This window comes from Sporofaciens musculi (assembly GCF_009830285.1).
GTDB classification, from domain to species: Bacteria; Bacillota; Clostridia; order Lachnospirales; family Lachnospiraceae; genus Sporofaciens; species Sporofaciens musculi.
Window position 1 is genome coordinate 158,152 of record NZ_WUQX01000001.1, and the last position, 25,051, is coordinate 183,202.

Sequence of the window (25,051 nt, forward strand, 5' to 3'; positions counted from 1 at the left end):
GTCTATTACAGATTTTAAATGGGAATGTATCCATGCAGAAATCTATATACGGCAGTTCCCCGTATGGAAAGGGGTGAAGCAAAATGAAAGGAATCATTGCCGCCGTAGGTATATTTGCGGCGGTCACGTTGTACTCATGCATCAGGGCAGGGGCGCAGGAGGACAGGCAGATGGAGGAAATGAGGCAGAGAGGGGAATGGGATGCAGACAGGAAGGGCAGACAGCCGGAACCGGGCGAGGGATAACAGGAGATATGCGGCAGATAAGCCGGGTGACTGTAAGTACTGCTATTTCTGGAATGGGAAGCGGAAAGGCTGCAGCCAGGAGGAATGTTATTACCTTCTCCCAGAGGAAGGTTCGGCATCAGCGGATGTTTCTGAAAATCCTCTGCCGCAGGAATCTAGCAGAAATGGCAGTGGCGGCTGCCAGGGCTGTCCATATGGCAGGCATTCCCCCTGCATTGGTTACTGTCTGAAGAATATTTTGCGGGAGATGAGGGAGAAAAAGCAATCCGCAGGAAAGGAGGGGGAACGCCTTGCAGGACGAGGTAAATGAGAAAACCATATCGCTGTGCGTAAACGGCGGTAAGATCACCGCTCGGATTCTGAAAGCCGCCATGCTGAAAGCGCTGGCAAAGATGGAACAGGAGAAGCGGAACGGGAAGCAGAAAAAAATGGAGAAAAAGGCAGTTCAGAAGGCGGAAAAGGGAGCCGCTAAAAGCCACGGGAAGCAGAGTATGGAGAAGCTGATGAAGCAGGGGTGCCAGCTTTCCAATATTGAAGTGACGGATGGCAATATCAAATCCTTTGAGAAGTGCGCCCGGAAATACAGCATTGATTTCAGCCTGAAAAAAGATACGTCCATCTCCCCACCCCGCTATTTTGTATTCTTCAAGGCAAAGGATGTGGATGTCATGACGGCGGCGTTTAAGGAATATACCGGGAAGTCGCTGAGTAAAAGCAAGAAACCATCCGTCCGCAGGAAGCTGGAGCTGGCGAAGGAGCGGGTTGCAAAGCACAGGGAGCGGGAAAAGACGAAACAGAAGGAACGGGGGCCGGAGCATTGAGTGGGAAACAGAAAAAGAAATCTGCAGCAAAGAAAAAGTCCGTGCCGTTGTCCGGGAAATTAAAAAGCATGATCCGGGAGAAAATGACTTCCGTAGATGTGAAGCGTCTGGCAATGCTGAATATCCCCTATGTGATTGTGTTTTATCTGGTAGATAAATTAGCGTGGCTGTACCGCCACTGCATAGGGGATTCCCTGGTAGAAAAAGCAATGATGCTGTTCTTAAATTTCCAACTGGCGTTTGAGAATCCGATTCCCAGTATTCACGGGGTTGATGTGCTGGCCGGAGTAGCCGGGGCTGTGGCAGTGAAGGCCATAGTATATCTGAAAGGCAAAAATGCAAAGAAATATCGGCAGGGAGTGGAATATGGATCTGCAAGATGGGGAACGCCGAAAGACATCGCCCCGTATATAGATCCGGTATTCGAGAATAACATCCTTTTAACGCAGACGGAACGCCTTACCATGAACAGCAGGCCGAAGCAGCCAAAGTATGCCAGGAACAAGAATGTAATCATTATCGGCGGCTCTGGTTCTGGCAAAACTCGGTTCTATGTAAAGCCGCAGCTCATGCAGATGACGCCGAATGTCAGCTACTGTGTCACTGATCCGAAAGGTACTATACTGGTCGAATGCGGGGAGATGCTAAGACGTGGCACACCGAAGATGAAAGACGGGAAAGAGGTACGGGATAAAAACGGGAAGGTGGTCTATGATCCGTATAAGATCAAGGTTTTAAATACCATCAATTTTAAAAAGAGTATGCACTACAATCCATTCCGGTATATCCGTTCGGAAAAAGATATATTGAAGCTGGTGAACACGATTATTGCAAATACGAAGGGGGAAGGAGAAAAATCTTCCGAGGATTTCTGGACGAAGGCAGAGCGGCTTTTGTACTGTGCATTGATTGGCTACATCTATTATGAAGCACCGGAGGAAGAGCAGAATTTCTCTACACTGTTGGAGTTTATCAATGCTTCGGAGACAAGGGAGGATGACGAGGAATTTAAAAACGCTGTGGATGAACTGTTTGAGGAACTTGAACAGGAGAAGCCGGAACACTTTGCGGTACGGCAATATAAGAAATTTAAACTGGCGGCGGGCAAAACTTCGAAGTCGATCTTGATTAGCTGTGGAGCCAGATTAGCGCCATTTGACATCGCAGAACTGCGGGAACTGACTTCTTATGATGAAATGGAACTGGATATGATTGGAGATCAGCGCACGGCAATGTTCATCATTATCTCCGATACGGATGATACCTTTAATTTCCTTGTGGCAATCATGTATACCCAGCTCTTTAATTTACTGTGTGACCGGGCGGACGATGTGCATGGCGGCAGGCTTCCCTACCATGTAAGGCTGTTGCTGGACGAGTTCAGCAATATTGGGCAGATCCCAAAGTTTGACAAACTGATTGCAACCATACGGAGCCGGGAAATATCAGCATCTATTATATTGCAGTCGCAGAGCCAGTTGAAAACCATCTATAAAGATGCAGCCGAGACAATTTTAGGTAATTGCGACACCATGCTGTTCCTTGGCGGCAAGGAAGGCTCCACCTTAAAGGAGATTTCTGAAAATTTAGGGAAGGAGACGATAGTGCGCCCGTTAGGGTGTATGCCATAAACCGCCTTTAGCAAGCGGTAGACAAAGATATCAAAGAAAGGACGGTGAAAATTTATAGTCTATCATTCCACGACTTATCCGTGAGGGGAAACCCTCTGGGGAGTGTAGCATGTCGTTGTTATAGCCGCCACTATTAACGCTATAACTGGCATAAAACGGCGCAATCTTCTAACCGCTGTTTTATGTGGGGATGAAAATCCGTGTATGAGGATGAAAGCTAAACTGCTTGATTGGTAGCCGGAGCCTGGGAGTATCTGGCCTACGTGCGAAAGAAGATGAAACGCACGGTGCTTTGGCGTCTGTCGCTCAATCGTCGGCAGACGTGCGATATCCAAAGCAGGGCAAGCCTTAGATTAGGTTGAACGGCGAACGCCACATATCTACAAAGATTACCGACAACACGGAACGCTAAGTATGGCATACGCTACCGGGGATGACCTAAACCCGCCCATATGCGGGCATGGTTACACAGCTCCCATAGTAGCCCGTGGACTCTGGATTTACAGGGATAGCCGTAAAAACGGAAGCGGGAGAGCCGCCCACATGACGAAGGGGAGCAGTATGCTTTTAATACAGAGAAAGAAAGGAAGGTGCGTGAGGCATCATGAGAAATCCAACTGATGTATTGAATAGCCTAAACAAACAGTCTAAAGATTTATCGTATAGGTTCCAAAGGCTCTACCGGAACCTGTACAACCCGGAGTTTTACCTTTTGGCATATAGAAATATCTACGCCAATGAGGGAAGCATGACGCCGGGTGTGGATGGTGAAACACTGGACGGAATGAGCAGTCCGAGAATAGAGCGTATCATCAGCGCATTAAAAGACCGTTCTTACCGCCCAAAACCTGCACGGCGTACATATATTGCAAAGAAAAACAGCAGTAAGAAGCGTCCGCTTGGGATTCCTTCCGGGGATGACAAGCTGGTGCAGGAAGTAGTCCGAATGATATTGGAAAGCATTTATGAGCCAACCTTCTCCGACTATTCCCACGGATTCCGCCCGAAAAGGAGCTGCCATACAGCCCTCGAACAGATACAGCGGACATTTGCGGGGGCAAACTGGTTTGTGGAAGGTGACATTCAGGCATGTTTTGACAGCTTCGACCACCATGTTATCATTGATATTCTGCGCAGGCGCATTGATGACGAAGCTTTTATCTCATTGATGTGGAAATTTCTGAAAGCCGGATATATGGAACAATGGCAGTACAACAGGACTTACTGCGGCACTCCGCAGGGTTCCGGTATCAGTCCCATATTGGCAAATATTTACCTGCATGAATTGGATATGTATGTGGAGGAATACAAAGAAGGCTTTATAAAAGGGAACCGGGTAAACCGTAAAGTGAACCCGGAATACGCCAGACGGAACCGTGAAGTGCAGAAGTTCATGCGCCAGAACAGGGAAGTATGGGATACGCTTACCGAAGCCGAAAAGAAAGAACGTGCCGGGGAATTACGCAGACTGCGGGAGAAACAGAGGGAAATCCCGTCTAAGCAGTTCAGGGATGAAACCTATAAAAACCTGCAATACGTCCGTTATGCGGATGACTTTATCATAAGCATTATCGGGAGCAAAAGGGATGCGGAAGAATTAAAAGCAGACCTTGCTGTATTCCTCAAAGAAAAATTAAACCTTACGCTGTCAGTGGAGAAAACCAAAATCACCTATGCTACTGACCGGGCGAGATTCCTCGGCTATGATATCTCTATTTCAAAGAGCCGGGAAATCACAAAACGCCAAGGCAGGAAAGTGAAGGGGTACAGCGGCGCAGTAAAGTTATACATGCCGCATGAAAAATGGGAATCAAAACTGTTGGAGTATGGCGCAATCCGTATCAAGAAGGACAAAGTTACACAAAAAGAGCATTGGAAAGCCATTCACAGACCACAGCTCATTAACCGTAAGGATATCGAAATCCTGTCAAAGTACAACTCTGAAATCAGAGGTTTGTACAACTATTACTCACTGGCATGTAATGTATGCGCAATGAGCAAGTATGCGAGTTTAATGCATTATAGTATGTTGAAAACATTCGCAAATAAATACCGCACAAAGACCAGAAAAATCAAAAAGAGATATTTCAGAAATGGACGGTTTACAGTCATTTATAAGACAAAAGGCGGTATGAAGGAGAGCGTATTTTACAGAGGGCCTTTTATCCGCAAGGACAAGCCTAATGTGCCGCAGGCAGATATCCTGCCCGCCTATAAGCGGTATGATAAACCGAACCGCATAGCGGCAAAACTGCGCTCCAAAACCTGTGAACTCTGCGGACAGTACACAAATGACGTGGAGATTCATCAGGTGAAACGGCTGAAAAGCCTTAGCGGTAAATATGAGTGGGAAAAAGTTATGTTAAAGAACCATAGGAAAACGCTGGCAGTATGCCCGGCGTGCCACCGTGAGATACACGGAAAAGACTGATTTTGTTAGTTGATGGCATATGGAGAGCCGTGTGCATCGAGAGGTGCCCGCACGGTTCGGGAGGGAGCGTCCACGAGGCGCTTACCTCATGACCTTTACAACACCTCGGATACCCGTGGGCAGAGCCGTTCTTACGGGCTGAATTACCAGAAAACCGGGAAAGAATTAATGAGCCGGGATGAGCTTGCTGTCATGGATGGGAATAAGTGTATCCTGCAGCTTCGTGGTGTGCGCCCGTTCCTGAGTGACAAGTTTGATATTACCAGGCATAAGCGGTACAAGCAATTATCAGATTATGACAAAAAGAATGCCTTTGATGTGGAGGCGTATATGAAGCACCAGTTGAAAATCAGGATGAAGGAGGAATTTGATCTATATGAGGTAGACGGAAGTGAGGAAACTGCAGAGGGAATGCCGGAGCCAGCGGACGGGGAGTGGCAGGGAGCATAGACAGGGAAACTATTCTTTTTGCTGTATGTCAGGCTGGGACTTTGCGACACGATGTCGCAAAGTGGGTTCTATGCAGAAATATTCGTTTGAAACTTGGCAGGAGGAAAGTTTACGACACGGTGTCGCAAAGTATGTTCCATACAGAAATGTAGTTTTGAGAACTGTCAGGCAAGAACTTTACGACATGATATCGCAAAGTGGATTTTATGCAGCACAAAAAAGTTTGCGACATCGTGTCGTAAAGTCAGAAAGGGGGGATAATGATTTATATTTTTAAGGCAGTGCAACAGGGACATATCCTGCCGCCAATCCGGGCAAAGCCCATGGCGGAAAGAAAACAGCCCATTGCACAAAGAAAATCATACAAAAATAAAAAAGAAAGGATAAACCAAATTGGAAAGGGCGGGCCGTCAGTAGATACTGGCGGTTTTTTGTTTGTGCAGGATAAAGAATTTATCCATTTCTGGTTTTGGTTTCAGGACAAAATATGGCATTTTTTACATCAGCAATCGGAATCTTAAAAACATTGGTCGTGGCTATCGGGGCCGGACTTGCAGTATGGGGCGTGATCAACCTTCTGGAAGGTTATGGAAACGACAACCCTGGCGCAAAATCACAGGGAATTAAGCAGGTCACGGCGAATTAGAGGTAATCAAAAGAGGAAAGGAAAAGCACAATCCAGACGGAACCGGCGGTACAGTCAAGAAATATTTGTGAGTTAGCAAGAATCCTGATATAATGGGTATAAGCGCCCATCCGGGGCAGAAAGGCAGGGAGAAAAATGCACATTAGCTACAAACCGCTCTGGCACACACTGATAGAGCGAAACATGAGGAAAGAGGATTTAAGGCTTGCCGCTGGCCTGACCACAAATATGATAGCCAACATGGGCAAAGAAGGGAAACACATCAGCATGGACACGCTGGCACGAATCTGCGAAACGCTGGATTGTGGCATTATGGACGTGATTGAACTGGCCAGTGACGAGCCTTCCACCACAGGAGGGAACGACAATGGAAAAACTGAAAGAAAGAATCACAGAGAACGGCATTGATTATATTCTGGTAGGCGACTACTATATCCCGGACTTGAAGCTGCCAGAGGAGAACCGCCCCATCGGACGCTATGGGCGGCTGCACGGGAATATCTCAAACAGGAACACCCGGCACGGTACAGCTCCCTTATCCTTACAGGGAAATTGTGGACATACCTTGCCGACCTGAACGAGCAGGCAGAGGAACGGCTTGACCTTATTATAGAGCAGATGAAAGCCGCCGAGGAAGTGACCGAGGAACTAAAAGCCCGGAACCAGCTTGAATGGGTAGGACGGATGAACAATATCCGAAGCCGGGCGGAGGAAATCATAAATAGTGAACTTATCTATACCATGTAATCAGGGTATAAAATGGCCAGCCAGAATATAAATGGCTGGTCATTTTAAGTTGAAAGCACCATTCCTATTCGGTCTGCCCGGTTTCAATCTCCCCATGTTCTCTTTCAATCTGTTCCAAATGCTGCATCAGCACATATTCAATGTAATTCGTCATTGAGCGATGTTCTTTGGTTGCCAGAAATCCAATTTTATCAAATACTTCGTCTGATAGACGCAAGGTAAATACACGCTTGTTGGTTGCCATATTTCTCCCCTCCATTCCGGGTATGAATTTATGGTAGCCCAAATCAGAAAAAAATATATACGTTCACAAGACAGTCAAGTGATAGCATTTTATATCTAAAGACAGGAAACGCCATAATCAATCTTTAGTTTGGTCAGTTATAATTATGCCATGTTCCTTCTCTACTTTTTCCAAGTGCTGGATTAACACATATTCAATATAGTTGGTCAATGAGCGATGTTCACTTGTAGCCAAAATACCGATTTTATCAAACACTTCGTCTGACAGACGCAAAGTGAATACTTTCTTATTGGTTGCCATATCCCTGCCCTCCATTTTGGGTATGTATAAATGGTAATCGAATTTCGGCAAATAATATACAGTCACTTGACAGGTAAGTGACATCACTTTATAGTATAAGAGTGGTCAATCAACTAAAAATGTATATAAGTTTAAAGCGGAGGAATGGAATGTGAAAGGTTTATGGCAAAAAGTGAAAGAAATGTGGTGGTATTTCTGGGAAGTGGACGAAAACGACAGCACAGAAGAAAGGCTAAGCTCATTTGATAAGCGGTGGCTCCTGTACTGGAATTTCATGACCTGTATGGGAGTGCTAATACTTTTCATGATAGTAATAGGAATCAATAATATCCGTGTAACCCGTCAGAACGGAAAAGACGTAGAGGAAGCCATAAGCATGATTGCAACCTATATGGCATCCGCCACAAAGGACGAATATGACAAGATTGCCCAGACTATCCGGCATGATTTGGTATTCAGTGAATACGGCGAGGACATAGAGAATTTTATCCAGTATATCCCCAACACCGCCGAAACCTGCCGTATCTGCATGGAAAGCTACCCGGCTCAGGCAGTCCTTGTCTGTGCCAATACAGGACAGTTCTATTCCTTAGATTTGTACGATATAGGAGAAAGCCCGGACAACAGCAGCCGAGGGGGAACCATCATGAATTTTGGTTATGATGAAGTCAGCCAGACCAGCGTCCATATCACCAAAAGCCCCGACCAAAAGACAGGATATGCGGAGATAGACCGTGGACGTGGCATTGTCAGCGTCCATAGGATGAAGGCACTGTTTTGTGACGATTGTATCTGGGATATACTGAACACAGTTGAACACCAGTTGATAGAAGAATTTTTCATTTTCGACACAGAGAAAAGGACATTCTCTCCGATAGACGATAGTACGACATTACAGATAGGCGATTACCATCTGGATATTGAATATAAGGACAGTGACTACAGAATTGACATCAACTATACCAGTGAATAAGAAGCTGCCGTTGCAGGAACCGCTAAATTTCCTGTAACGGCATTTCCTTATCTCCGCTTCATCCTGCTCAACGGGGAATCCTTATATGCCGGAGTTTTCTTCATAACATTCTTCAAAACCGTGCGCTCCTGCTCCGACAGCTTCTCATACCGGATTTGTAGCTGCGTACACATCAGGGCAGTGAACACATCCAGATAGGAACCCGGCACGGCCAGCGCCTTCTTTGCGTCCCTGATTAGCTTCATGCCATTGGAGCCGTCCGGCGCACTGTCCGTATCATTCTTGTGCGCTTCCCTTATGGCATGGAGGATAGTGTCCCAAGTCCGGTGCGTGACCTGACAGAAATAATCTTCTTCCTGTACCTGCATGGTTTCCAACGCCTTTAACGCAGCATCTTCCTCCACCGGCTGATATTGGGAAAGGACTTGCCCCCGCAGGACTTCCAGAAGGCTGTTGAAGTTTTGGAAGTGGGCGGTTGCCACACCATCTACATAAATTTCCGTGTCTGTTATCAGGGTAACAAAATCCTCATGTGTGGCAATCTCACACAGCAGCCGGTTGTTGATACGCCCGCTTTTCAACAACTCCACCATGCTGTCACTCAAATGCAGCTCCGTAAGTTCCATGCCCGGATGGTTCCGGTTCTCTGTCAGGCAGAGCAGGTAATCCGTTGACACACCGTAAAACTTTGCCAGCTCCACAAGGTTTTGTGGCTGATTTCCTTGAGTTCGTCATTCTCATAGCTTCCCAAGGCTGATTTGGAAATCTTTGTAGCCGCCGCCAGTTCCTCTAATTTTAAATGCCGCTCCGTCCTTAAATCCTTTAACCGCTCCTGAATCGTTATCCCCTGTTTCATGGCTTCCTGCTCCTTCCCTGCGGCCAGCTTTTGCCGCCATCCCCATTGTACCACATATCCATGCCGGGCGCATTTCCCTTTGTGATTCTTTTCAAAGGCGCAAAATGCGCTTTTGATTTGCCCGGATTTTCAGAAGTGCAAAATGCACATCTGATTTTGCACCCGTCCGGCAGAAAGCCTTTTCCGCAATCGTGGAATTTTTCAGATTTTGGGCTTTATTCCTGATTCGTGGACATACGGCACATGGTACAAAAATGTCATATGATATAGGCAGTTCATCGATGGATTATTCCAATCGAATGACCGGCCTGTATGGGATATGCTCCCCGGCGATGTAACGCAACGACTTCCGGCAGGGAAACGGAGGAACCCTGACCGGAACGAGCGTACCAAGGAGAGCGAAACGCCGCCAAAGACGGGGGCAGGAACGACAGCAGAGGGAACCGGCAAAATGAACACCGAAACGATACCGAAACACAACAATTTCACGGGGCATAGTCTGCCCTGCCCGTAATACCAAGGGGGATTTTGGGGCGGCTCTACGGCTGTATTTCTTCTGAAAATCGCCCCGAAACGATACACAAAAAACCACTGCCCGCCCATTCCGGCTGTACCTGCTGAATCGGGCGGTTTTTCTATGGAGGAGGCACTATGCCGAGAATGTCAAAGAAGTTGAAGAAAGAGCTTGCTTTCTTCCTGAACGACCGGGGGCGCAGAAGCTACAACGGACTTTGCCGGAAATGCCAGCATGGGTGCAAGCAGAGTTTCCGGGCTGTCATTATCGACTGCCCCCACTACCTATCCAAACGAGCCAAAAGGAGGACACCATCCAATGAATTGTGAATTTATGATAGCCAGTACGCCCCTGCCGCCCTATATGCCACTCCCAAAGGCAATGCTCCGGCTTCCGGTCAGCAACACGGCAAAGGTCATGTATGCCCGCCTGCTGGATGAAATCCTGACAAGGGGAACCGAGGACAGCAACGGGATTCTGTTCATCCGCTTCCCCGTCATGGAGATAGCGGCGGCACTCTCCCGAAGCCCCCAGACCTGCAAGCGTTCCCTGAATGAGTTAGAACAGGCGGGAATGATTATGCGTGTCCGTCAGGGAATCGGGGAGGTCAGCCACATCTATATCCTGCTCCCGAAGGAGGACGCTGCCCATGAATGAGAAGCTGGAAAAACTGAATCAGGAGATTGAAAAGACCGAAGCCAGACTGCGGCGGGCGCAGCATAAGGAGAAAATGCTGGAACACCAGATAAAGACCCTGAACCGGAAGGAACGGACGCACCGGCTCTGCACCAGAGGGGCAATGCTGGAAAGCCATCTCCCCCACCCGGAAGCCGTGACGGATGAACAGGTCAGCACCATTTTAAAAGTATTGTTCCACCGGAGCGACACCAAATGTCTTTTGGAACAGGTTCTTGCAGAAAACCAGAAGGAGGATATGAAATGAAATTTTCAAAAAATGAGCTGAATGTTATTTGCCAAAATGCCGCACCGACCAAGGCGGAAACTCTTGCAGGCATAAAAGAAATCGTATCGGTAACAGCGGATTTAATGACAAAGTTAATCATGGAGAACGCCATCCGAAGACTGGAACGAATACCAGAACCAGAGTGCAGCCAGTTTATTGCCAGTGTAAAAGCACAGTTCCCGACAGAACAAAACAACAATTCTATCCGTCAGCGGCTTGCGGCGGCAAAAGCACAGGAACAGATTTTACAGGGGCATGACCTGTCAGGAAAAGAACGGTTCCGCCCGGAAACCCGCCACATGATTATGGTGGAAGTACAGAAACAATGCTTTGTTGGCTTTAAAGGGGAACGGTTCCGCTTTTATCTCTCCGATGAAGGCTACAGGAACGCAAAGCGCAGCGAGCAGGAGGGAGAAATCAAAATAAAAAGCCATGCCGCCGTTGTTGACGGAAAGCTCTATCCTGACAAGAAGCCCCGACAGCAGGAACGATAAAAAGCCTGTTCCAGAATCAAAGCGCGCCAGGCGCGTTCTGATTTATACCGCTTATGGCACAATCGGTACGGCTGATTCCTGACTTCTAGATATTTCGCTTGCAATTTTTACTTCCAAAGTGACAAGCTGGAAAATCTCCCTCTGAAAGAGGGCGCAATTATACACCACTTAGGGAAGTGGTGCATTGCGCCCTGCCGGGAGCGTCCTGCGGACAGCAGATGATTTCCACAGATTTTCAATCTGCTCCAATCATCACAGGGGAAGCTACCCTTCCCCTGCGCTGGCTTTGCCAGCTACCCCTTTGTGGCTTTGCCACCCGGAAATCTTTCAGAAAGCGTATTCCATTTAGCAAGTTAAAGCTGTATAATAGTGCCAGCGATAAATCAGGATTTGAGAGGAGGAGTTTTTATCATCAAACAGATTAAGCCATTTATTATCCCTGTACTTTTTTGACATTGATAGACCAAACTATAAAAATAATTATATTAAAGTTATTTATGCAAGACGAGTTTGATATAATATTTCATTTGTTGCGATTTAACCCAGAACAAAATACAAATTTGTCATGGTTTGGAAATTTTGCTGATGTTTTTTCAAGTTCATTTCTTATGGTTGTTTTTAACATTCTTGCCATTTATATTATTCTATCAGGATATTTATTGTATAGAGCAAAAACGAAGAAAACTAAATTTTCAGTGAAAATAATTTTAGTTTTTGGGTTGGCAGGTTGTTTGTGTAGCTTAATAGATAAAATTTTTGGGGAGGAAGTTTAGACTTTTTGCAGATACCAAACTTCTTTATTTTTGATATTAAGGACTGTTACCTTACAGTCGCAGGAATTATATTTGTTATCATCGGTATTTTACATAGTAAAGAAATAACCGTTAAAGAGTATTTGTACTTTTGTAGGAATAAATTCAAATTGTAAAATTTAAGCTTATCAAACTGATAACTCATCAAAAACTAAATACCTGCCGCCCACCAGCGGCAACGCAAGCAGGAAACTGAAAAAAGGTATCCTGCTTTTTCTATGCCCGGAATCCGGGAGGAAGGAGGGCGCACACTTGCCATGCCCGCACTGTAAAATCACCATCATTAAGCGGAGCAACAATGAATCCGCTGTTTCTGCCGCCGCCTACCAGAGCGGCGAAAAGCTGTTCTCTGAATACGACCAAGAGCAGAAATACTATCCCTACAAGAACGAAGTCACCCACAAAGAAATCATGCTCCCACCCCATGTGCCGCCGGAGTTTGCAGACCGCAATACCTTATGGAACTCTGCCGAAGCACAGGAGAAACAATGGAACTCCCAGCTTGCCCGGAGGTTCGTGCTTGCCATCCCAAGGGAAATCCCGCCGGGACAGTACGCCGACCTTATCCGTGACTACTGCCGGGAGTTTTTCGTTTCCAAAGGCATGATTGCTGACTTTGCCATCCACGACAAGGGGGATGGCAACCCTCACGCCCATATCCTGCTTACCATGCGGGCGATGGACGAAAAAGGGAAATGGCTTCCCAAGTGCCGCAAGGTATACGACCTCGACGGAAACGGCGAAAGAATCCGGCTCCCGTCCGGCAGATGGAAAAGCCACAAGGAGAACACCGTGGACTGGAACGACCAGAAGTACGCTGAAATCTGGCGGCAGGGATGGGCGGACACGGCTAACCGCTATCTGGAAGCAAACGACCGCCCGGAACGCCTTGACCTGCGCTCCTATGCCCGGCAAGGGATTGACCAAATCCCTACCGTCCACATGGGGCCTGCCGCCTGCCAGATGGAGAAGAAAGGAATCCAGACCAGCATCGGCAACCTGAACCGGGACATCAGAGCCGCCAACTCCCTCATGCAGTCCATCCGCCAGATGGTGCGCCACTTAAAAGGCTGGATTGCCGACTTAAAGGAGAAAAAAGCCGCTCTGATGGAAGCGTTGGAACAGACGAAGGAGCCGACCATATCGGAGCTGCTCTCACAGTATTTAGAACTGCGGAGCGGACAGCGTGCCGACTGGACTTCCAGAGGGAAGCTCAAGGGCACAGTTGCCGACTTCAACAAGGTACAGGCGGCTATGGATTTTCTGCGGAAAAAAGAAATCTCCACCGTAGAGAGCCTTGACACCCGGCTGGATGAAATCAGCCAGACCGCCGTTTCTGTCATGGCGAGCGTGAAAAAAAGCGAGAAGCGCATCAAAGCCATCAACACCATGCTGTCCTACATTGACAAATACGAAGCGGGCAAGCCAGTCCATAAGGAGTATGCCGCTATCGGCTGGAAGAAGAAAAAAGAGCAGTTTGCGGAGAGCCACCGGGAGGAACTGGACGCTTACTATGCCGCTATCCGGTATTTGAAAGCCAACCTGAAAGGCAATACCTACTCCCGCAAAGATTTGGAAGCGGAACGGGAACAGCTTGCTTCTGCCCTGCCGGAACAGGGGGAGGAGCTGGAAGCGGTGCAGGCAGATGTAAAAGTTCTGCGGGATGTGCGCCGCTGGCTCAATCAGGTATTGCCGTCCGAGCAGTACCGCCAGACCGCCGAGCCGGGGAAGAAACCGTCCGTACAGGGGAACCTGAAAGGGCGGCAGGAACGCATCCGGCAGGAGAAGGCAGAGAAACGCCAGCCGCCCCGGACACAGAAACAACAGAATATGGAACTTTAAACAGGCACTTGTTTTGTGATTGGAAACCGCAGACAAGTGCCTTTTATTTTGAACTGGAAAGATTTACAGACAACGTGAGCGACATTGTGTCGCCCACGTTGGGATTATCAGGAGGAACGCCTATTGAACGTATTTGAAGCCGTGAAGCAGTCCGTCACCACAAGGCAGGCTGCGGAGCGTTATGGAATTAAAGTGAACAGAAATGGGATGTGCGTCTGCCCGTTCCACAACGACAGGAACCCAAGCATGAAGGTTGACCGCCGCTTTTACTGTTTCGGCTGCGGAGCCACCGGGGACGTGATTGACTTTGTTTCCCGGCTCCACGGTATCGGCAGTAAAGAAGCCGCCCTCATGCTGGCGCAGGACTTCTCCATCCCTTATGAGGACGGGAGGAACGCCGGGAAGCCGCCCATCCGTCCACGCCTGCGGAGGGAAACCGAGGAACAGAAATTTAAGCGCATGGAGCGGCACTGTTTCCGGGTGCTGTCCGACTATTACCATCTCCTGCGCCGCTGGAAGGAGGAATATGCCCCACGGCAGCCCGATGAAGCATGGAATCCCCGGTTTGTGGAAGCCCTGCAGAACATGAGCCGGGTGGAATACCTGATGGACGTGCTTCTCTCCGGGGACATTCAGGAGCGGGCAGCCCTTATTACAGGACACGGAAAGGAAGTGAGGAACCTTGAAAGACGAATGGCAGAATTTACCGCCCCAGATACGGCAGGAAATAGCGAACATGGCAGACAGCGCCGAGCCGCCCCGGAGCGTTGAGGAAGTCAAGGCCATGCTGGAAACCACCGAGAAAGGCGGCTTCCGCAACAGCATCCGCAACTGCCTGACCGTGTTCCAGTGCGACCCGCTCCTGTCCGGGGCGGTTGCCTATAACCTGCTGACCGACCGCACCGATATTTTAAAGCCCATCGGTTACAAAAGACCCCAAAACAGCCCCATGACCGACACGGACATGAAATATATCCGGCTGTATCTGGAAGAAACTTACGGCCTGACAAGCGAAAAGAAGATACAGGACGCCGCCGACCTTGCCGCCAATGAGAACAGTTACCACCCTGTCCGGGAGTATCTGAACAGCCTGACATGGGACGGAACCGGGCGGGTGCGCTTCTGTCTGCGGCATTTTTTAGGGGCAGACACAGACCAGTACACCTATGAAGCCCTGCGCCTGTTTTTGTTGGGAGCCATCCACCGGGCATTTTTCCCCGGCTGTAAATTTGAGGTCATGCTCTGTCTGGTGGGCGGGCAGGGAGCCGGGAAGTCCACCTTCTTCCGTCTGCTGGCAGTCAAAGACGAGTGGTTTTCGGACGATTTGCGGAAGCTTGACGATGACAATGTATACCGGAAGCTGCAAGGTCACTGGATAATCGAAATGTCGGAGATGATTGCCACCGCAAATGCAAAGAGCATAGAGGAAATCAAGTCCTTTTTGAGCCGTCAGAAGGAAGTCTACAAGATACCCTACGAAACCCACCCGGCAGACCGCCCAAGGCAGTGTGTGTTCGGCGGCACATCCAACGCCCTTGACTTCCTGCCCCTTGACCGCTCCGGCAACCGCCGCTTTATCCCCATACAAGTATGCCCGGAACAGGCGGAAACGCACATTTTAGAGGACGAACCCGCTTCCAGAGCCTATATCAGCCAGGTGTGGGCAGAAGCGATGGAGATTTACAAAAGCGGCAGATGGAAGCTGACATTCAGCCCGGAAATGGTGCGCCACCTAAAGGAACGCCAGCGGGACTTCATGCCGGAGGACACCAAGGCCGGGATGATTCAGGCTTTCCTTGACAGCTACCCCGGCGATACCGTCTGCTCCAAACAGCTTTACAAAGAAGCCCTGAACCACTCCTTTGACGAGCCGAAACAATGGGAAATCCGGGAAATCAACGAGATAATGAACCAGTGCGTCACCGGCTGGAATTATTTCTCCAACCCCGGATGTTCGCCGGGTACGGCAGGCAGAAGGGATGGGAACGGGAGCAACCGGCAACGGACATCAGCAACGGGCGTGGAAAAACCCCGGAGGGATTTACGCCAGTGCCGGAGCAAATGGAGCTTCCCTTCTGAAAAAAACCGGCAAATAACAGCCCAATGCTATCCCGTTGCACACTTCGTTGCTATCCCGTTGCCGGGCCGGTTGCCGGGCAAAATCCCGTAACTGCGGGCTTTTCTCCCCTTTAACAACCAAAGCAACAGAAAAATAAAAGAAAAAGTATAAAATACCCCAACCGCCAGACAAGGATTAGTTCCAAGGTTTTTTGAAGCCCGTTGCCGGACTTCGTTGCCGACCGTCCCTGTCTGGCCTTTTCATGTATGGAGGACAACTGCCTATGGCGAAAAATAAAACAGAGATTCATGTCACCACAGTATTTGACGGTGAGCTGGACGCTACGGACGTTTTCGTGAGCCTCATCGCACAGAAACACAGCAGAAAAACAGATAAAGAATATCTTGCTAAACCACAAGAAATAGGGTATAATAAAGATGAGGTTCCAAGTGACCGTGTTCCGTCTGGATTGTGCGGGTAAACGGTTATGATGAACGCAATGGAATATACAGGGATGGACACACTTCTTGCCGGGAGCTTCCGGGCAGCTATCTATTGCAGGCTGTCCAAGGACGACGACCTTGACGGGACGAGCGCCAGTATCGAGAACCAGCGGGATATGCTGGAAAAGTTCTGCCAGAAGCAGGGATGGGAGGTTACGGCAGTCTATCAGGACGACGGCTTCACCGGCCTGAACATGGAACGCCCCGACCTGAAACGGATGTTGAAAGCCATTGAGCGGAAACAGATAAACCTTGTGATTACAAAGGATTTATCGAGGTTAGGACGGAACTACTTGCAGACCGGGCAGCTTATCGAGGACTTCTTCCCAAGAAACGGTGTGCGCTACATCGCCATGAATGACGGTATCGACACCATGCGGGACAACAACGACATTGCGCCCTTTAAAAATATCCTGAATGAGATGTACAGCAAGGATATTTCCAAGAAAGTCCATTCTTCCTATGTGCTGAAGGCGCAGAAAGGCCAGTTCACCGGCTGTATCGCCCCGTTTGGCTACAAGAAAGACCCGGAGGACAAGAACCACCTTCTCATTGACGGGGAAACCGCCCCGGTTGTCCGGCTGATTTTCGGATATGCGCTGGACGGCCACGGCCCCAACTACATCCGGCGCAGGCTGGAGGAAGAAAAGCACCCCTGCCCGACATGGTGGAACCGGAAGCGGGGACACCGGAACATCCGCACCAAATGGGAAAAGAAAGACCCGGAAAACGGGCGGTACGTCTGGGACTTCTCCGTGATTAAGGAAATCCTGATGAACCCCGTCTACACCGGCGCAATCGCTTCCCAAAAGACCGAGTACCGCTTTAAAATCGGCACTATCCGGGATAAGAAGCCGGAGGACTGGATTGTGGTGGAGGGGACGCATGAGCCGCTGGTGGACAAAAAGGACTTTGCGATTGTGCAGGAAAAACTGAAATCCCGCCAGCGACCGGGCAAATCCGGGGAAATCAACCTCTTTGCAGGGCTGATAAAATGTGGGGAGTGCGGAAAGGCTCTCACCATCCGCACCACGCATGAGAAGTTCCCGAAGCGGATTTTCTCCTGTAAGACCTACAATGCCTATGGGAAGCAGCACTGCACACAGCACCGGGTTGAATTTGACACGCTCTATTCTCTTGTGCTGAACAAAATCCGGGAGTGCGCCACCGCTGCCCTGACCGACAGCGAAGCGGTGGCCGGACGGCTGACCGACACCTGCCAGGCCGAGCAGAAAGACCAGCGGGAAGCGATGGAGCGCACCCTTGCCAAAGACGAAGAACGGATTGAAGTGCTGGAAAAGATGGTATTGCGGCTCTATGAGGACATGGTAGCCGGACGAATCACAGAAGAAAACTTCAATCTCCTGCTGGAAAAGACACAGAAGGAACAGGCGGAATTAAAGGCTAAAGTTGAGAAAGGCAGGAAACACCTTGCCAATGAAATCCGGCTTGCCGTGGACGCAAGGCAGTGGGTGGAATCCATACAGGAATACCGGGACATCACCGAACTGGACGCTTCCATCCTGAACCGCCTGATTAAAGAAATCGTTGTCCATGAAACCATAGACAGCGACAAAACAAGACACATTTCTATCGAAATTCATTTTAATCTCAAACCCATACCGGAAGTGGAGCAGGTCACAGGCTGACCGCTCCCCTGCTCCGGGGGATTCTTTAAAAACTCCATATATATTTCTTGACGTGCCGCCGCCCGCCAGAAAGCTGTATTGTTCCTACTAATTGGGGATAACACAACTGATGGCCGGAGGCGGGGTTGTCCTCATCGGCACACAGTTGATCCCGCTTCTTGGAAACCTGTTCGGTTAATGGAGGAAAGGGGACTCACTCATGTTCGATGGCATTTTTGAAGCAATCGAGGAGTGGATGAGAGAGCTTTTGACCAGGATGGTAACGTCCAACCTGACGGAAATGTTCACGGATGTCAATGAGAAAACCGGGGAGATTGCCGCTCAGGTTGGACAGACGCCGCAGGGATGGAACGGGAGCATTTTCAGCCTGATACAGAACCTTTCAAATTCGGTGATTGTGCCGATTGCAGGCATGATTATCACGTTTGTCCTCTGCTATGAGCTGATCTCCATGCTGACGGAGAAAAACAGTATGCACGAGATAGATACCTGGATGTTCTTCAAGTATTTTTTCAAGATGTGGGTGGCTGTGTATCTGGTCAGCAATACCTTTACCATAACAATGGCAGTCTTTGACGTGGGGCAGCATGTGGTGAGCGCCGCAGGCGGTGCCATCAACTCACAGACTGCCATCAATATAGATTCCATGATAGAAACGATAGAAACGACGATGGAGTCAATGGAGATTGGGGAACTTGTGGTGTTAGCTTTGGAAACCATGCTGGTCAGCCTGTGCATGAAGATCATGTCCGTAGTGATCACGGTGCTTCTGTACGGGCGTATGATAGAGATCTACCTTTACACTTCGGTTGCGCCAATCCCCTTTGCAACCTTTTCCAACCGGGAATGGGGGCAGGTGGGGAACAATTATTTCCGAGGGCTTCTGGCGCTTGGGTTCCAGGGGTTCTTTATGATGGTGTGCGTCGGCATTTATGCGGTGCTGGTATCAACCATCCAGATTTCAGACAACATGCATTCGGCGCTGTTCGGGGTGGCGGCATATACCGTAGTCCTCTGTTTCAGCCTGATGAAAACAAGCGGCTTGAGCAAGGCAGTGTTCAATGCGCATTAGACGCAGGAAGGGGGATTTTTTGAAGATTGGACTGATAGACGTGGATTCCCATAACTGGCCGAACCTGTGCCTGATGAAGTTGTCGGCTTACCATAAAGCGCAAGGGCATTCCGTAGAGTGGTGTGAGTCGGAAGGCAGGTATGACGTGGTTTACAAAAGCCGGGTGTTTACAGACACGTATTCCAAAGACACGGTTACTGTCAGGAATGCCGGGAAGGTAATCATGGGCGGCACAGGCTATGGGATGAAGGAATGCCTGCCGGATGCAGTGGAGCATAGTTATCCGGATTACGGCTTATATCCGCAGTTCCCGGATACGGCGTATGGCTTTTTAAGCCGTGGATGCCCACGGAACTGTGGGTTCTGCATTGTAAGCGGCAAGGAAGGGAGAAGGAGCGTACAAGTTGCTGATTTGTCTGAATTTTGGGATGGGCAGAAAGAGATAAAATTGATGGATGCGAACCTCCTGGCCTGCCCGGAACATGAAAAGTTGATACAGCAGCTTGCAGAAAGCCGGGCCTGGGTGGATTTCTCCCAGGGGCTGGACATCCGCCTGGTCAACCCGGACAATGTTTCGCTGTTGAATAAAGTCCGCACAAAAGCGGTTCATTTTGCATGAGACAATCCAAACGAAGATTTGACGGGTTATTTCCGGCGTTTTCTGGAACTGACAAATATAAAAAATAACCGGAGGCGGCGTGTATATGTGCTTACCAATTATGGGAGCAGCCATGGGCAGGATCTGTACCGGATAAACACATTGCGGGAGATGGGGTATGACCCATATGTGATGGTCTATGACCGGCCAAATGCGCCGAAGATTACCCGCCAGCTTCAGCGGTGGGTGAACAACAAACGGATATTTTATACGGTAAAGGATTTTGCGGATTATGCGCCTGCCAGGAAGGAGTGATTGATAGATGGCATTTGTATCCGTGCCAAAAGATTTGACGAAGATTAAGAATAAGGTGGTCTTGAACCTTACAAAGAGGCAGCTTGTCTGTCTTGTGGTTGCGGCGGCTGTGGGGCTGCCTTTTTATTTCCTCACGAAAAATTATATCGGGACGAGCAATGCGGCAACGGGCATGGTGCTTTTCATGCTCCCGGCATTTTTGTTCGCCATGTATGAGAAGGACGGGATGCCGCTTGAGAAGGTTCTTTTGAATATCATCAACGTGAAGCTGAAAAAGCCGGCAGTCCGAAGGTATGAAACAAAAAATATCTACGAGATGGAGGAAAGAAAAATAGAGACAAAACAAAAGAAAGGGGGAGGGACGCATGGGAAGAAAAAGAGAAAATAGGCAGACAGTCCGGATGACTGGCAAGGAGGATGCAATCAATCTGGATGACTGGCTGGACGAGCCGGAGGATGATTACATAGATTTTGAGAACAGTATCGCTTATTCCGGGCCGGGTGGAAGCAGGGGAATTAACAGAAAACTCACACGCCGTGAGAAAAAGGCGATGGAGAAAGCGGCGAAGGAGGCAGAGAAGCTAAGGAAGATCCAGGAGGAAGCAGACCGGAAAGCAGAATTGAAAGCCGCCCGTGAAGCAGAGAAAGAGGCAAAGAGAGAGGCAGCAAGGCAGAAAGCGGAGAAAAAGAAAGCCGTTTCTAAGAAAAAACCACATGCGGCATCGGCGGCACAAAAATCCGTTACGGGAAATGCGGCAACACATAAAGGCAGGAATACGGCAAAGGCGAAAAAAGCAAAAGAGAAACAGGTTTCCGCACAGCAGTCGATCCCCTACCGGGAGATGGCGAAGGACGGGATCTGCCGGGTGCAGGATAAATATTATTCCAAAACCATCCGGTTCTATGACATCAATTATCAGTTGGCGCAGAATGAGGACAAGAACGCTATTTTTGAAAACTGGTGCGACTTCCTCAATTATTTTGACAGTACCATTCATTTTCAGTTATCTTTCGTGAATCATCACAGCAACATGAAAGAGTTTGAATCTATTATCCAGATCAAGCCGCAGAACGATGATTTTGATGATGTGCGGATGGAGTATGCGCAGATGCTGAAAAACCAGCTTGCGAAGGGCAACAACGGGCTTGTCCGCACAAAATATATCACGTTTGGGATTGAAGCGGACAATATCCGAGAAGCAAAGCCGAAGCTGGAACGGATTGAAGCGGACATTTTGAATAATTTCAAGGTGCTTGGCGTATCTGCCTATCCTTTGAATGGGGAGGAACGCCTGCAGGTACTGTATGAAACCTTTAACCCTGAGGAAAAAACGCCGTTTCAATTCTCCTATGACAACGTGCTGCGTACCGGGATGGGGACGAAGGATTTCATTGCGCCCACCAGTTTTGTATTCAGGAACGGGAAGGATTTCCAGATGGGGGATACCCTTGGGGCGGCGTCCTACTTACAGATACTTGCCCCGGAGCTGACGGACAAGATGCTTGCGGAGTTCCTGGATATGGACAGGAACCTGATTGTAAACCTCCATATCCAGTCCTTAGACCAGATGAAGGCGATCAAGCTGGTGAAAAGCAAGGTGACGGACATTAACCGGATGAAGATCGAGGAGCAGAAGAAGGCAGTACGTTCCGGGTATGATATGGACATCATCCCCTCTGACCTCAATACTTACGGTGGGGAAGCGAAGCGGCTGTTGGAAGATTTGCAGTCCCGGAATGAGAGGATGTTCCTTGTAACAGCGCTGTTCTTAAATACGGCAAAGACAAAGCAGGAGCTGGACAACGCCGTATTCCAGACGGCGGGCATTGCACAGAAATATAACTGTTCACTGCGGCGGTTGGATTATATGCAGGAGCAGGGACTGATGAGCAGCGTCCCACTGGGATTGAATTTAGTCCCCATTAAACGTGCGCTGACGACCACATCCACGGCAATTTTCGTCCCGTTTACCACACAGGAATTATTTATGGCAGGGGAATCGTTATATTACGGCTTAAATGCGTTGAGCAACAACATGATCATGGTAGACCGGAAGAAGCTGAAAAACCCGAACGGCCTGATACTCGGTACGCCTGGTTCTGGTAAATCTTTTTCAGCGAAACGGGAGATTACCAACGCTTTCTTTGCCACGCAGGACGACATCATTATTGGAGATCCAGAGGGAGAGTATTATCCCCTTGTCCATGCGTTAGGCGGGCAGGTGATTCATATTTCTGCTACGAGCCGGGACTATATTAACCCGATGGACATCAACATGGATTATTCAGACGATGATAACCCGTTAGGGGTGAAAAGCGATTTTATCTTATCTTTGTGCGAGCTGATTATGGGTGCGAGAAACGGCATCGAAGCGGAGGAAAAATCGGTGATTGACCGCTGCCTGCCGATTGTGTACCAGAAATATTTCGATAATCCGGTTCCAGAGAACATGCCGGTGCTTGGGGATTTATACCAGTGCCTCCGGGAACAGAAGGAAGTGCAGGCACAGCGGATTGCGACGGCGCTTGAAATCTATGTAAACGGTTCTCTGAAAGTGTTCAATCACCGTACTAACGTGGAATTGGAAAACCGTATCATCTGCTTTGACATTAAGGATTTGGGGAAACAGTTGAAGAAGCTGGGGATGCTGATTGTCCAGGATCAGGTGTGGAATCGTGTCACCGTCAACCGTGCTTCACATAAGTCCACCAGATACTATATTGACGAGTTTCATCTGCTCTTAAAAGAAGAACAGACGGCAGCATATTCGGTGGAAATCTGGAAGCGTTTTCGGAAATGGGGCGGTATCCCGACAGGCATTACACAAAACATCAAAGATTTGCTGTCAAGCCGGGAAATCGAGAATATCTTTGAAAACTCGGACTTCATTTATATGCTGAACCAGGCGGCAGGGGACAGGCAGATTTTAGCGAAGCAGCTTAATATCTCTCCCCACCAGTTGTCCTATGTGACGAACAGCGGAGAAGGTGAGGGGTTGATTTTTTATGGGAGTACCATTATTCCTTTTAAAGACAAATTTGACCGTTCATTGCGCCTCTATGCGTTGATGACAACGAAACCTTCTGAGATGGAGCAAAATAGCGAAAGGGGAGATAATTTATAAAGCAATTAACACATTTAAGCCTGTTTACAGGCATTGGCGGCATTGACATTGCCGCTGAAGCCGCAGGTTTTACCACGGTCTGCCAGTGCGAATGGGCAGACTACCCGACTGCGGTATTGGAACGGCACTGGCCGGACGTGCCACGTTTCAGGGACATACATACATTGACAAAGGAGGCTTTTTATGACCGGACAGGACAAAAGGAACTTACGTTGCTCTCAGGGGGATTCCCCTGCCAGCCGTTTTCATCCATTGGAACCAGGAAAGGGTTTGCGGATGCCCGCTACCTCTGGCCGGAAATGTGCCGCATTATTGAGGAACTACGGCCCCATTACGTGCTTGGCGAGAATGTTGCTAACTTCATCAATATGGGGCTCAGCAAGACGCTCTCTGATTTGGGGAAGGCGGGATATTCCGTCTGGACATTCGTACTTCCTGCTTGCGCCGTCGGTGCGTGGCATGAGCGGAAGCGAACTTTCATCGTGGGGATTGATGTTTCCCACTCCCCTTGCATCAGACATTGGGACAAGGGCGGCTGTGCCAAGGGTGGAAATGACACCCAGGGGCGCTTTCCGTGGACTGAGGAAAAACGGCGGGAAATGGACGGCGGGACTGTCAGAAGTGATTTACTTTCTGGAGGAAGGAGCGGATGCAGCTATGCGAATCAACCCGGAATGGGTGGAATGGATGATGGGATTCCCGAAAGGGTGGACGGGAAACGTATCTGGGGCATAGAGCCTCCGTCAATACCACGTTTATGCTTCGATGTAAAAGACCGGAGCAAGCGCTTGAAAACATTAGGGAATGCGGTTGTTCCCGCACAGGTATATCCAATTTTAAGATATATTGCGGATATAGAAACAGGGAAATGCGCCCAGTGGTGCGTATGGGAGGGCGGAGTATGAAACGGTGGGTTGCGGGAATGATATTGCTCTGCTCCATGATTCTGTTAAGCATCAGTGGATATTTTTTCACAGATATGCTTATGCAGGAGCGGAAGGACGATGGATTGAAAGAGCAGTTGAAGGAAATCTATGAGGATTCTGAAAATATGGGACTGGAAGAAACGTCAGAGGAAAAGGACGGTAACGGGAATACGGATAATGGGGCAGCTTCTTCTTCTGTCCATCCGGGGCTGCTTGCGCTGCACAGGGAAAATCCAGACTGTATCGGATGGATTCGGATAGAAGGGACAGTGATTGATTATCCGGTCATGTACCGTCCATCAGAAGAAAACTACTATCTCCACCGGGATTTTTACGGGGAGTATTCAGCAAACGGCTGTCTGTTTCTTTCGGAACTGTGCAATCCAGAGACAAGTGACAACCTGATTATCTACGGACACCATATGAACAGCGGAAAGATGTTTGCGGCGCTGGATCAGTACAAGGACAGCGCATTTTATCTGGAACACCCGCTGATTTCCTATGACACACTGCACGGCAGTGAAACCTATCAGATTTTTGCCGTATTCTGTACGCCGGTATATACGGGAAGTGATTTTCCTTATTATACGTTTACAAAGGCGGAGGGTGCGGCAGATTATCGGGAATATATGAAAGCTGTCAAAGAACGTGCGTTTTATGATACAGGAATTTCGGCAGTTTTCAGGGATAAGCTGCTGACCTTATCCACCTGTGAGTATTCCCAAAAGAACGGAAGGGTTGTGGTAATGGCAAAGAAGATCCGCTAATAAGAAACAGATTGACAGATCCTGATACTTTGCGACATCGTGTCGCAAAGTTGGATAATGAAAGGAA

The 25,051-nt window shown here is 48.8% G+C and carries 29 protein-coding genes and 6 pseudogenes; 32 read left to right on the forward strand and 3 right to left on the reverse strand.

Features of this window, described 5'->3' with window-relative positions:
- Positions 1-83: 83 nt before the first annotated feature.
- The 11 genes and pseudogenes from GN277_RS00765 to GN277_RS00810 all read left to right on the forward strand — a co-directional run.
- On the forward strand, positions 84-245 hold the full coding sequence (locus GN277_RS00765; protein ID WP_159749046.1) for a hypothetical protein: 162 nt from the start codon (positions 84-86) through the stop codon (positions 243-245).
- Positions 202-555: a hypothetical protein gene (locus GN277_RS00770; protein ID WP_159749048.1), complete on the forward strand. Its 354-nt coding sequence runs from the start codon at positions 202-204 to the stop codon at positions 553-555. Before GN277_RS00765 ends, GN277_RS00770 begins: the two co-directional genes overlap by 44 nt.
- The gene (locus tag GN277_RS00775; RefSeq protein WP_159749050.1) at positions 536-1,066 is read left to right on the forward strand and encodes a PcfB family protein; all 531 of its coding nucleotides are present in this window, start codon (positions 536-538) and stop codon (positions 1,064-1,066) included. Before GN277_RS00770 ends, GN277_RS00775 begins: the two co-directional genes overlap by 20 nt.
- Before the next feature lie 68 nt (positions 1,067-1,134).
- Positions 1,135-2,670, forward strand: a pseudogene (locus tag GN277_RS00780) (VirD4-like conjugal transfer protein, CD1115 family); the annotation flags it as partial.
- 441 nt (positions 2,671-3,111) lie between these two features.
- Positions 3,112-3,318: a hypothetical protein gene (locus GN277_RS00785; protein WP_159749052.1), complete on the forward strand. Its 207-nt coding sequence runs from the start codon at positions 3,112-3,114 to the stop codon at positions 3,316-3,318.
- Positions 3,302-5,128, forward strand: a complete 1,827-nt coding sequence (locus tag GN277_RS00790) for a reverse transcriptase domain-containing protein (protein WP_016295882.1) — start codon at positions 3,302-3,304, stop codon at positions 5,126-5,128. Before GN277_RS00785 ends, GN277_RS00790 begins: the two co-directional genes overlap by 17 nt.
- A 90-nt stretch (positions 5,129-5,218) precedes the next feature.
- Positions 5,219-5,578: pseudogene (locus GN277_RS00795) on the forward strand (VirD4-like conjugal transfer protein, CD1115 family); the annotation flags it as partial.
- 487 nt (positions 5,579-6,065) lie between these two features.
- Entirely contained in the window at positions 6,066-6,224 is a 159-nt protein-coding gene (locus GN277_RS00800; RefSeq protein ID WP_159749056.1) for a Maff2 family mobile element protein, read from the forward strand.
- A gap of 135 nt (positions 6,225-6,359) precedes the next feature.
- Positions 6,360-6,632, forward strand: a complete 273-nt coding sequence (locus GN277_RS00805) for a helix-turn-helix domain-containing protein (protein ID WP_002592698.1) — start codon at positions 6,360-6,362, stop codon at positions 6,630-6,632.
- Entirely contained in the window at positions 6,592-6,801 is a 210-nt protein-coding gene (locus GN277_RS29680) for a TnpV protein (protein ID WP_244324539.1), read from the forward strand. Before GN277_RS00805 ends, GN277_RS29680 begins: the two co-directional genes overlap by 41 nt.
- Positions 6,711-6,971: pseudogene (locus GN277_RS00810) on the forward strand (TnpV protein); the annotation flags it as partial. The gene GN277_RS29680 and the pseudogene GN277_RS00810, both read left to right, overlap by 91 nt.
- 64 nt (positions 6,972-7,035) lie before the next feature.
- On the opposite strand, the gene GN277_RS00815 reads toward GN277_RS00810, so the two are convergent.
- Positions 7,036-7,215, reverse strand: a complete 180-nt coding sequence (locus GN277_RS00815) for an Arc family DNA-binding protein (RefSeq protein WP_016223823.1) — start codon at positions 7,213-7,215, stop codon at positions 7,036-7,038.
- Between the two features lie 117 nt (positions 7,216-7,332).
- Entirely contained in the window at positions 7,333-7,515 is a 183-nt protein-coding gene (locus GN277_RS00820) for a hypothetical protein (RefSeq protein ID WP_016223824.1), read from the reverse strand.
- A gap of 151 nt (positions 7,516-7,666) precedes the next feature.
- Between GN277_RS00820 and GN277_RS00825 the strand changes: the two genes are divergently transcribed.
- Complete coding sequence (locus GN277_RS00825) at positions 7,667-8,488, forward strand: hypothetical protein (protein WP_016223825.1); 822 nt, start codon at positions 7,667-7,669, stop codon at positions 8,486-8,488.
- A 47-nt stretch (positions 8,489-8,535) separates the two neighbouring features.
- Here the strand turns inward: GN277_RS00825 and GN277_RS00830 are convergent.
- A pseudogene (locus GN277_RS00830) lies at positions 8,536-9,344 on the reverse strand (helix-turn-helix domain-containing protein).
- A gap of 319 nt (positions 9,345-9,663) precedes the next feature.
- Here GN277_RS00830 and GN277_RS00835 point away from each other — a divergent pair.
- From GN277_RS00835 to GN277_RS00925, 20 genes and pseudogenes are all read left to right on the forward strand, one after another.
- Positions 9,664-9,858, forward strand: a complete 195-nt coding sequence (locus GN277_RS00835) for a hypothetical protein (protein WP_159749058.1) — start codon at positions 9,664-9,666, stop codon at positions 9,856-9,858.
- Between the two features lie 137 nt (positions 9,859-9,995).
- Positions 9,996-10,187, forward strand: coding sequence for a hypothetical protein (locus GN277_RS00840; protein WP_044903452.1), 192 nt, complete (start codon positions 9,996-9,998; stop codon positions 10,185-10,187).
- Positions 10,177-10,515, forward strand: coding sequence for a MarR family transcriptional regulator (locus tag GN277_RS00845; protein ID WP_016223828.1), 339 nt, complete (start codon positions 10,177-10,179; stop codon positions 10,513-10,515). The genes GN277_RS00840 and GN277_RS00845 overlap by 11 nt, the downstream gene beginning before the upstream one ends.
- Positions 10,508-10,801 (forward strand): DUF3847 domain-containing protein, encoded by a 294-nt coding sequence (locus tag GN277_RS00850; protein ID WP_004054629.1) that lies wholly within the window; start codon positions 10,508-10,510, stop codon positions 10,799-10,801. Before GN277_RS00845 ends, GN277_RS00850 begins: the two co-directional genes overlap by 8 nt.
- Positions 10,798-11,316 (forward strand): DUF5720 family protein, encoded by a 519-nt coding sequence (locus GN277_RS00855; RefSeq protein WP_016223829.1) that lies wholly within the window; start codon positions 10,798-10,800, stop codon positions 11,314-11,316. Before GN277_RS00850 ends, GN277_RS00855 begins: the two co-directional genes overlap by 4 nt.
- 497 nt (positions 11,317-11,813) lie before the next feature.
- A complete protein-coding gene (locus GN277_RS29685) occupies positions 11,814-12,089 on the forward strand; it encodes a signal peptidase II (protein ID WP_244324540.1) in 276 nt (91 codons plus the stop codon).
- Between the two features lie 291 nt (positions 12,090-12,380).
- Positions 12,381-13,970 carry a MobQ family relaxase gene (gene mobQ, locus GN277_RS00865; RefSeq protein ID WP_016223830.1) on the forward strand — a complete coding sequence of 530 codons (1,590 nt, stop codon included), beginning with the start codon at positions 12,381-12,383 and terminating at the stop codon, positions 13,968-13,970.
- A gap of 8 nt (positions 13,971-13,978) precedes the next feature.
- On the forward strand, positions 13,979-14,107 hold the full coding sequence (locus GN277_RS30805) for a hypothetical protein (RefSeq protein ID WP_280178587.1): 129 nt from the start codon (positions 13,979-13,981) through the stop codon (positions 14,105-14,107).
- On the forward strand, positions 14,094-14,741 hold the full coding sequence (locus GN277_RS00870) for a CHC2 zinc finger domain-containing protein (protein ID WP_016223831.1): 648 nt from the start codon (positions 14,094-14,096) through the stop codon (positions 14,739-14,741). Before GN277_RS30805 ends, GN277_RS00870 begins: the two co-directional genes overlap by 14 nt.
- Positions 14,707-16,049, forward strand: a pseudogene (locus GN277_RS00875) (VapE domain-containing protein). Before GN277_RS00870 ends, GN277_RS00875 begins: the two are co-directional and overlap by 35 nt.
- Before the next feature lie 263 nt (positions 16,050-16,312).
- Positions 16,313-16,510: a hypothetical protein gene (locus GN277_RS00885; RefSeq protein WP_016223833.1), complete on the forward strand. Its 198-nt coding sequence runs from the start codon at positions 16,313-16,315 to the stop codon at positions 16,508-16,510.
- Between the two features lie 6 nt (positions 16,511-16,516).
- Positions 16,517-18,181 (forward strand): recombinase family protein, encoded by a 1,665-nt coding sequence (locus GN277_RS00890; RefSeq protein WP_022743059.1) that lies wholly within the window; start codon positions 16,517-16,519, stop codon positions 18,179-18,181.
- A gap of 94 nt (positions 18,182-18,275) precedes the next feature.
- Positions 18,276-18,359: pseudogene (locus tag GN277_RS00895) on the forward strand (Maff2 family mobile element protein); the annotation flags it as partial.
- 21 nt (positions 18,360-18,380) lie between these two features.
- On the forward strand, positions 18,381-19,253 hold the full coding sequence (locus GN277_RS00900) for a VirB6/TrbL-like conjugal transfer protein, CD1112 family (protein ID WP_159749060.1): 873 nt from the start codon (positions 18,381-18,383) through the stop codon (positions 19,251-19,253).
- A gap of 19 nt (positions 19,254-19,272) precedes the next feature.
- On the forward strand, positions 19,273-19,872 hold the full coding sequence (locus tag GN277_RS31345; protein ID WP_330587021.1) for a hypothetical protein: 600 nt from the start codon (positions 19,273-19,275) through the stop codon (positions 19,870-19,872).
- Positions 19,873-19,890: 18 nt separating this feature from the next.
- Entirely contained in the window at positions 19,891-20,166 is a 276-nt protein-coding gene (locus GN277_RS31350) for a hypothetical protein (protein WP_330587022.1), read from the forward strand.
- Between the two features lie 7 nt (positions 20,167-20,173).
- A complete protein-coding gene (locus GN277_RS00910) occupies positions 20,174-20,554 on the forward strand; it encodes a PrgI family protein (RefSeq protein ID WP_159749062.1) in 381 nt (126 codons plus the stop codon).
- Positions 20,532-23,291, forward strand: coding sequence for a VirB4-like conjugal transfer ATPase, CD1110 family (locus GN277_RS00915; protein WP_159749064.1), 2,760 nt, complete (start codon positions 20,532-20,534; stop codon positions 23,289-23,291). Before GN277_RS00910 ends, GN277_RS00915 begins: the two co-directional genes overlap by 23 nt.
- Positions 23,288-24,196, forward strand: coding sequence for a DNA (cytosine-5-)-methyltransferase (gene dcm / locus GN277_RS00920; protein ID WP_159756242.1), 909 nt, complete (start codon positions 23,288-23,290; stop codon positions 24,194-24,196). The genes GN277_RS00915 and dcm overlap by 4 nt, the downstream gene beginning before the upstream one ends.
- Positions 24,193-24,984, forward strand: coding sequence for a class B sortase (locus GN277_RS00925; RefSeq protein WP_159749066.1), 792 nt, complete (start codon positions 24,193-24,195; stop codon positions 24,982-24,984). Before dcm ends, GN277_RS00925 begins: the two co-directional genes overlap by 4 nt.
- The last annotated feature ends 67 nt before the right edge of the window (positions 24,985-25,051 follow it).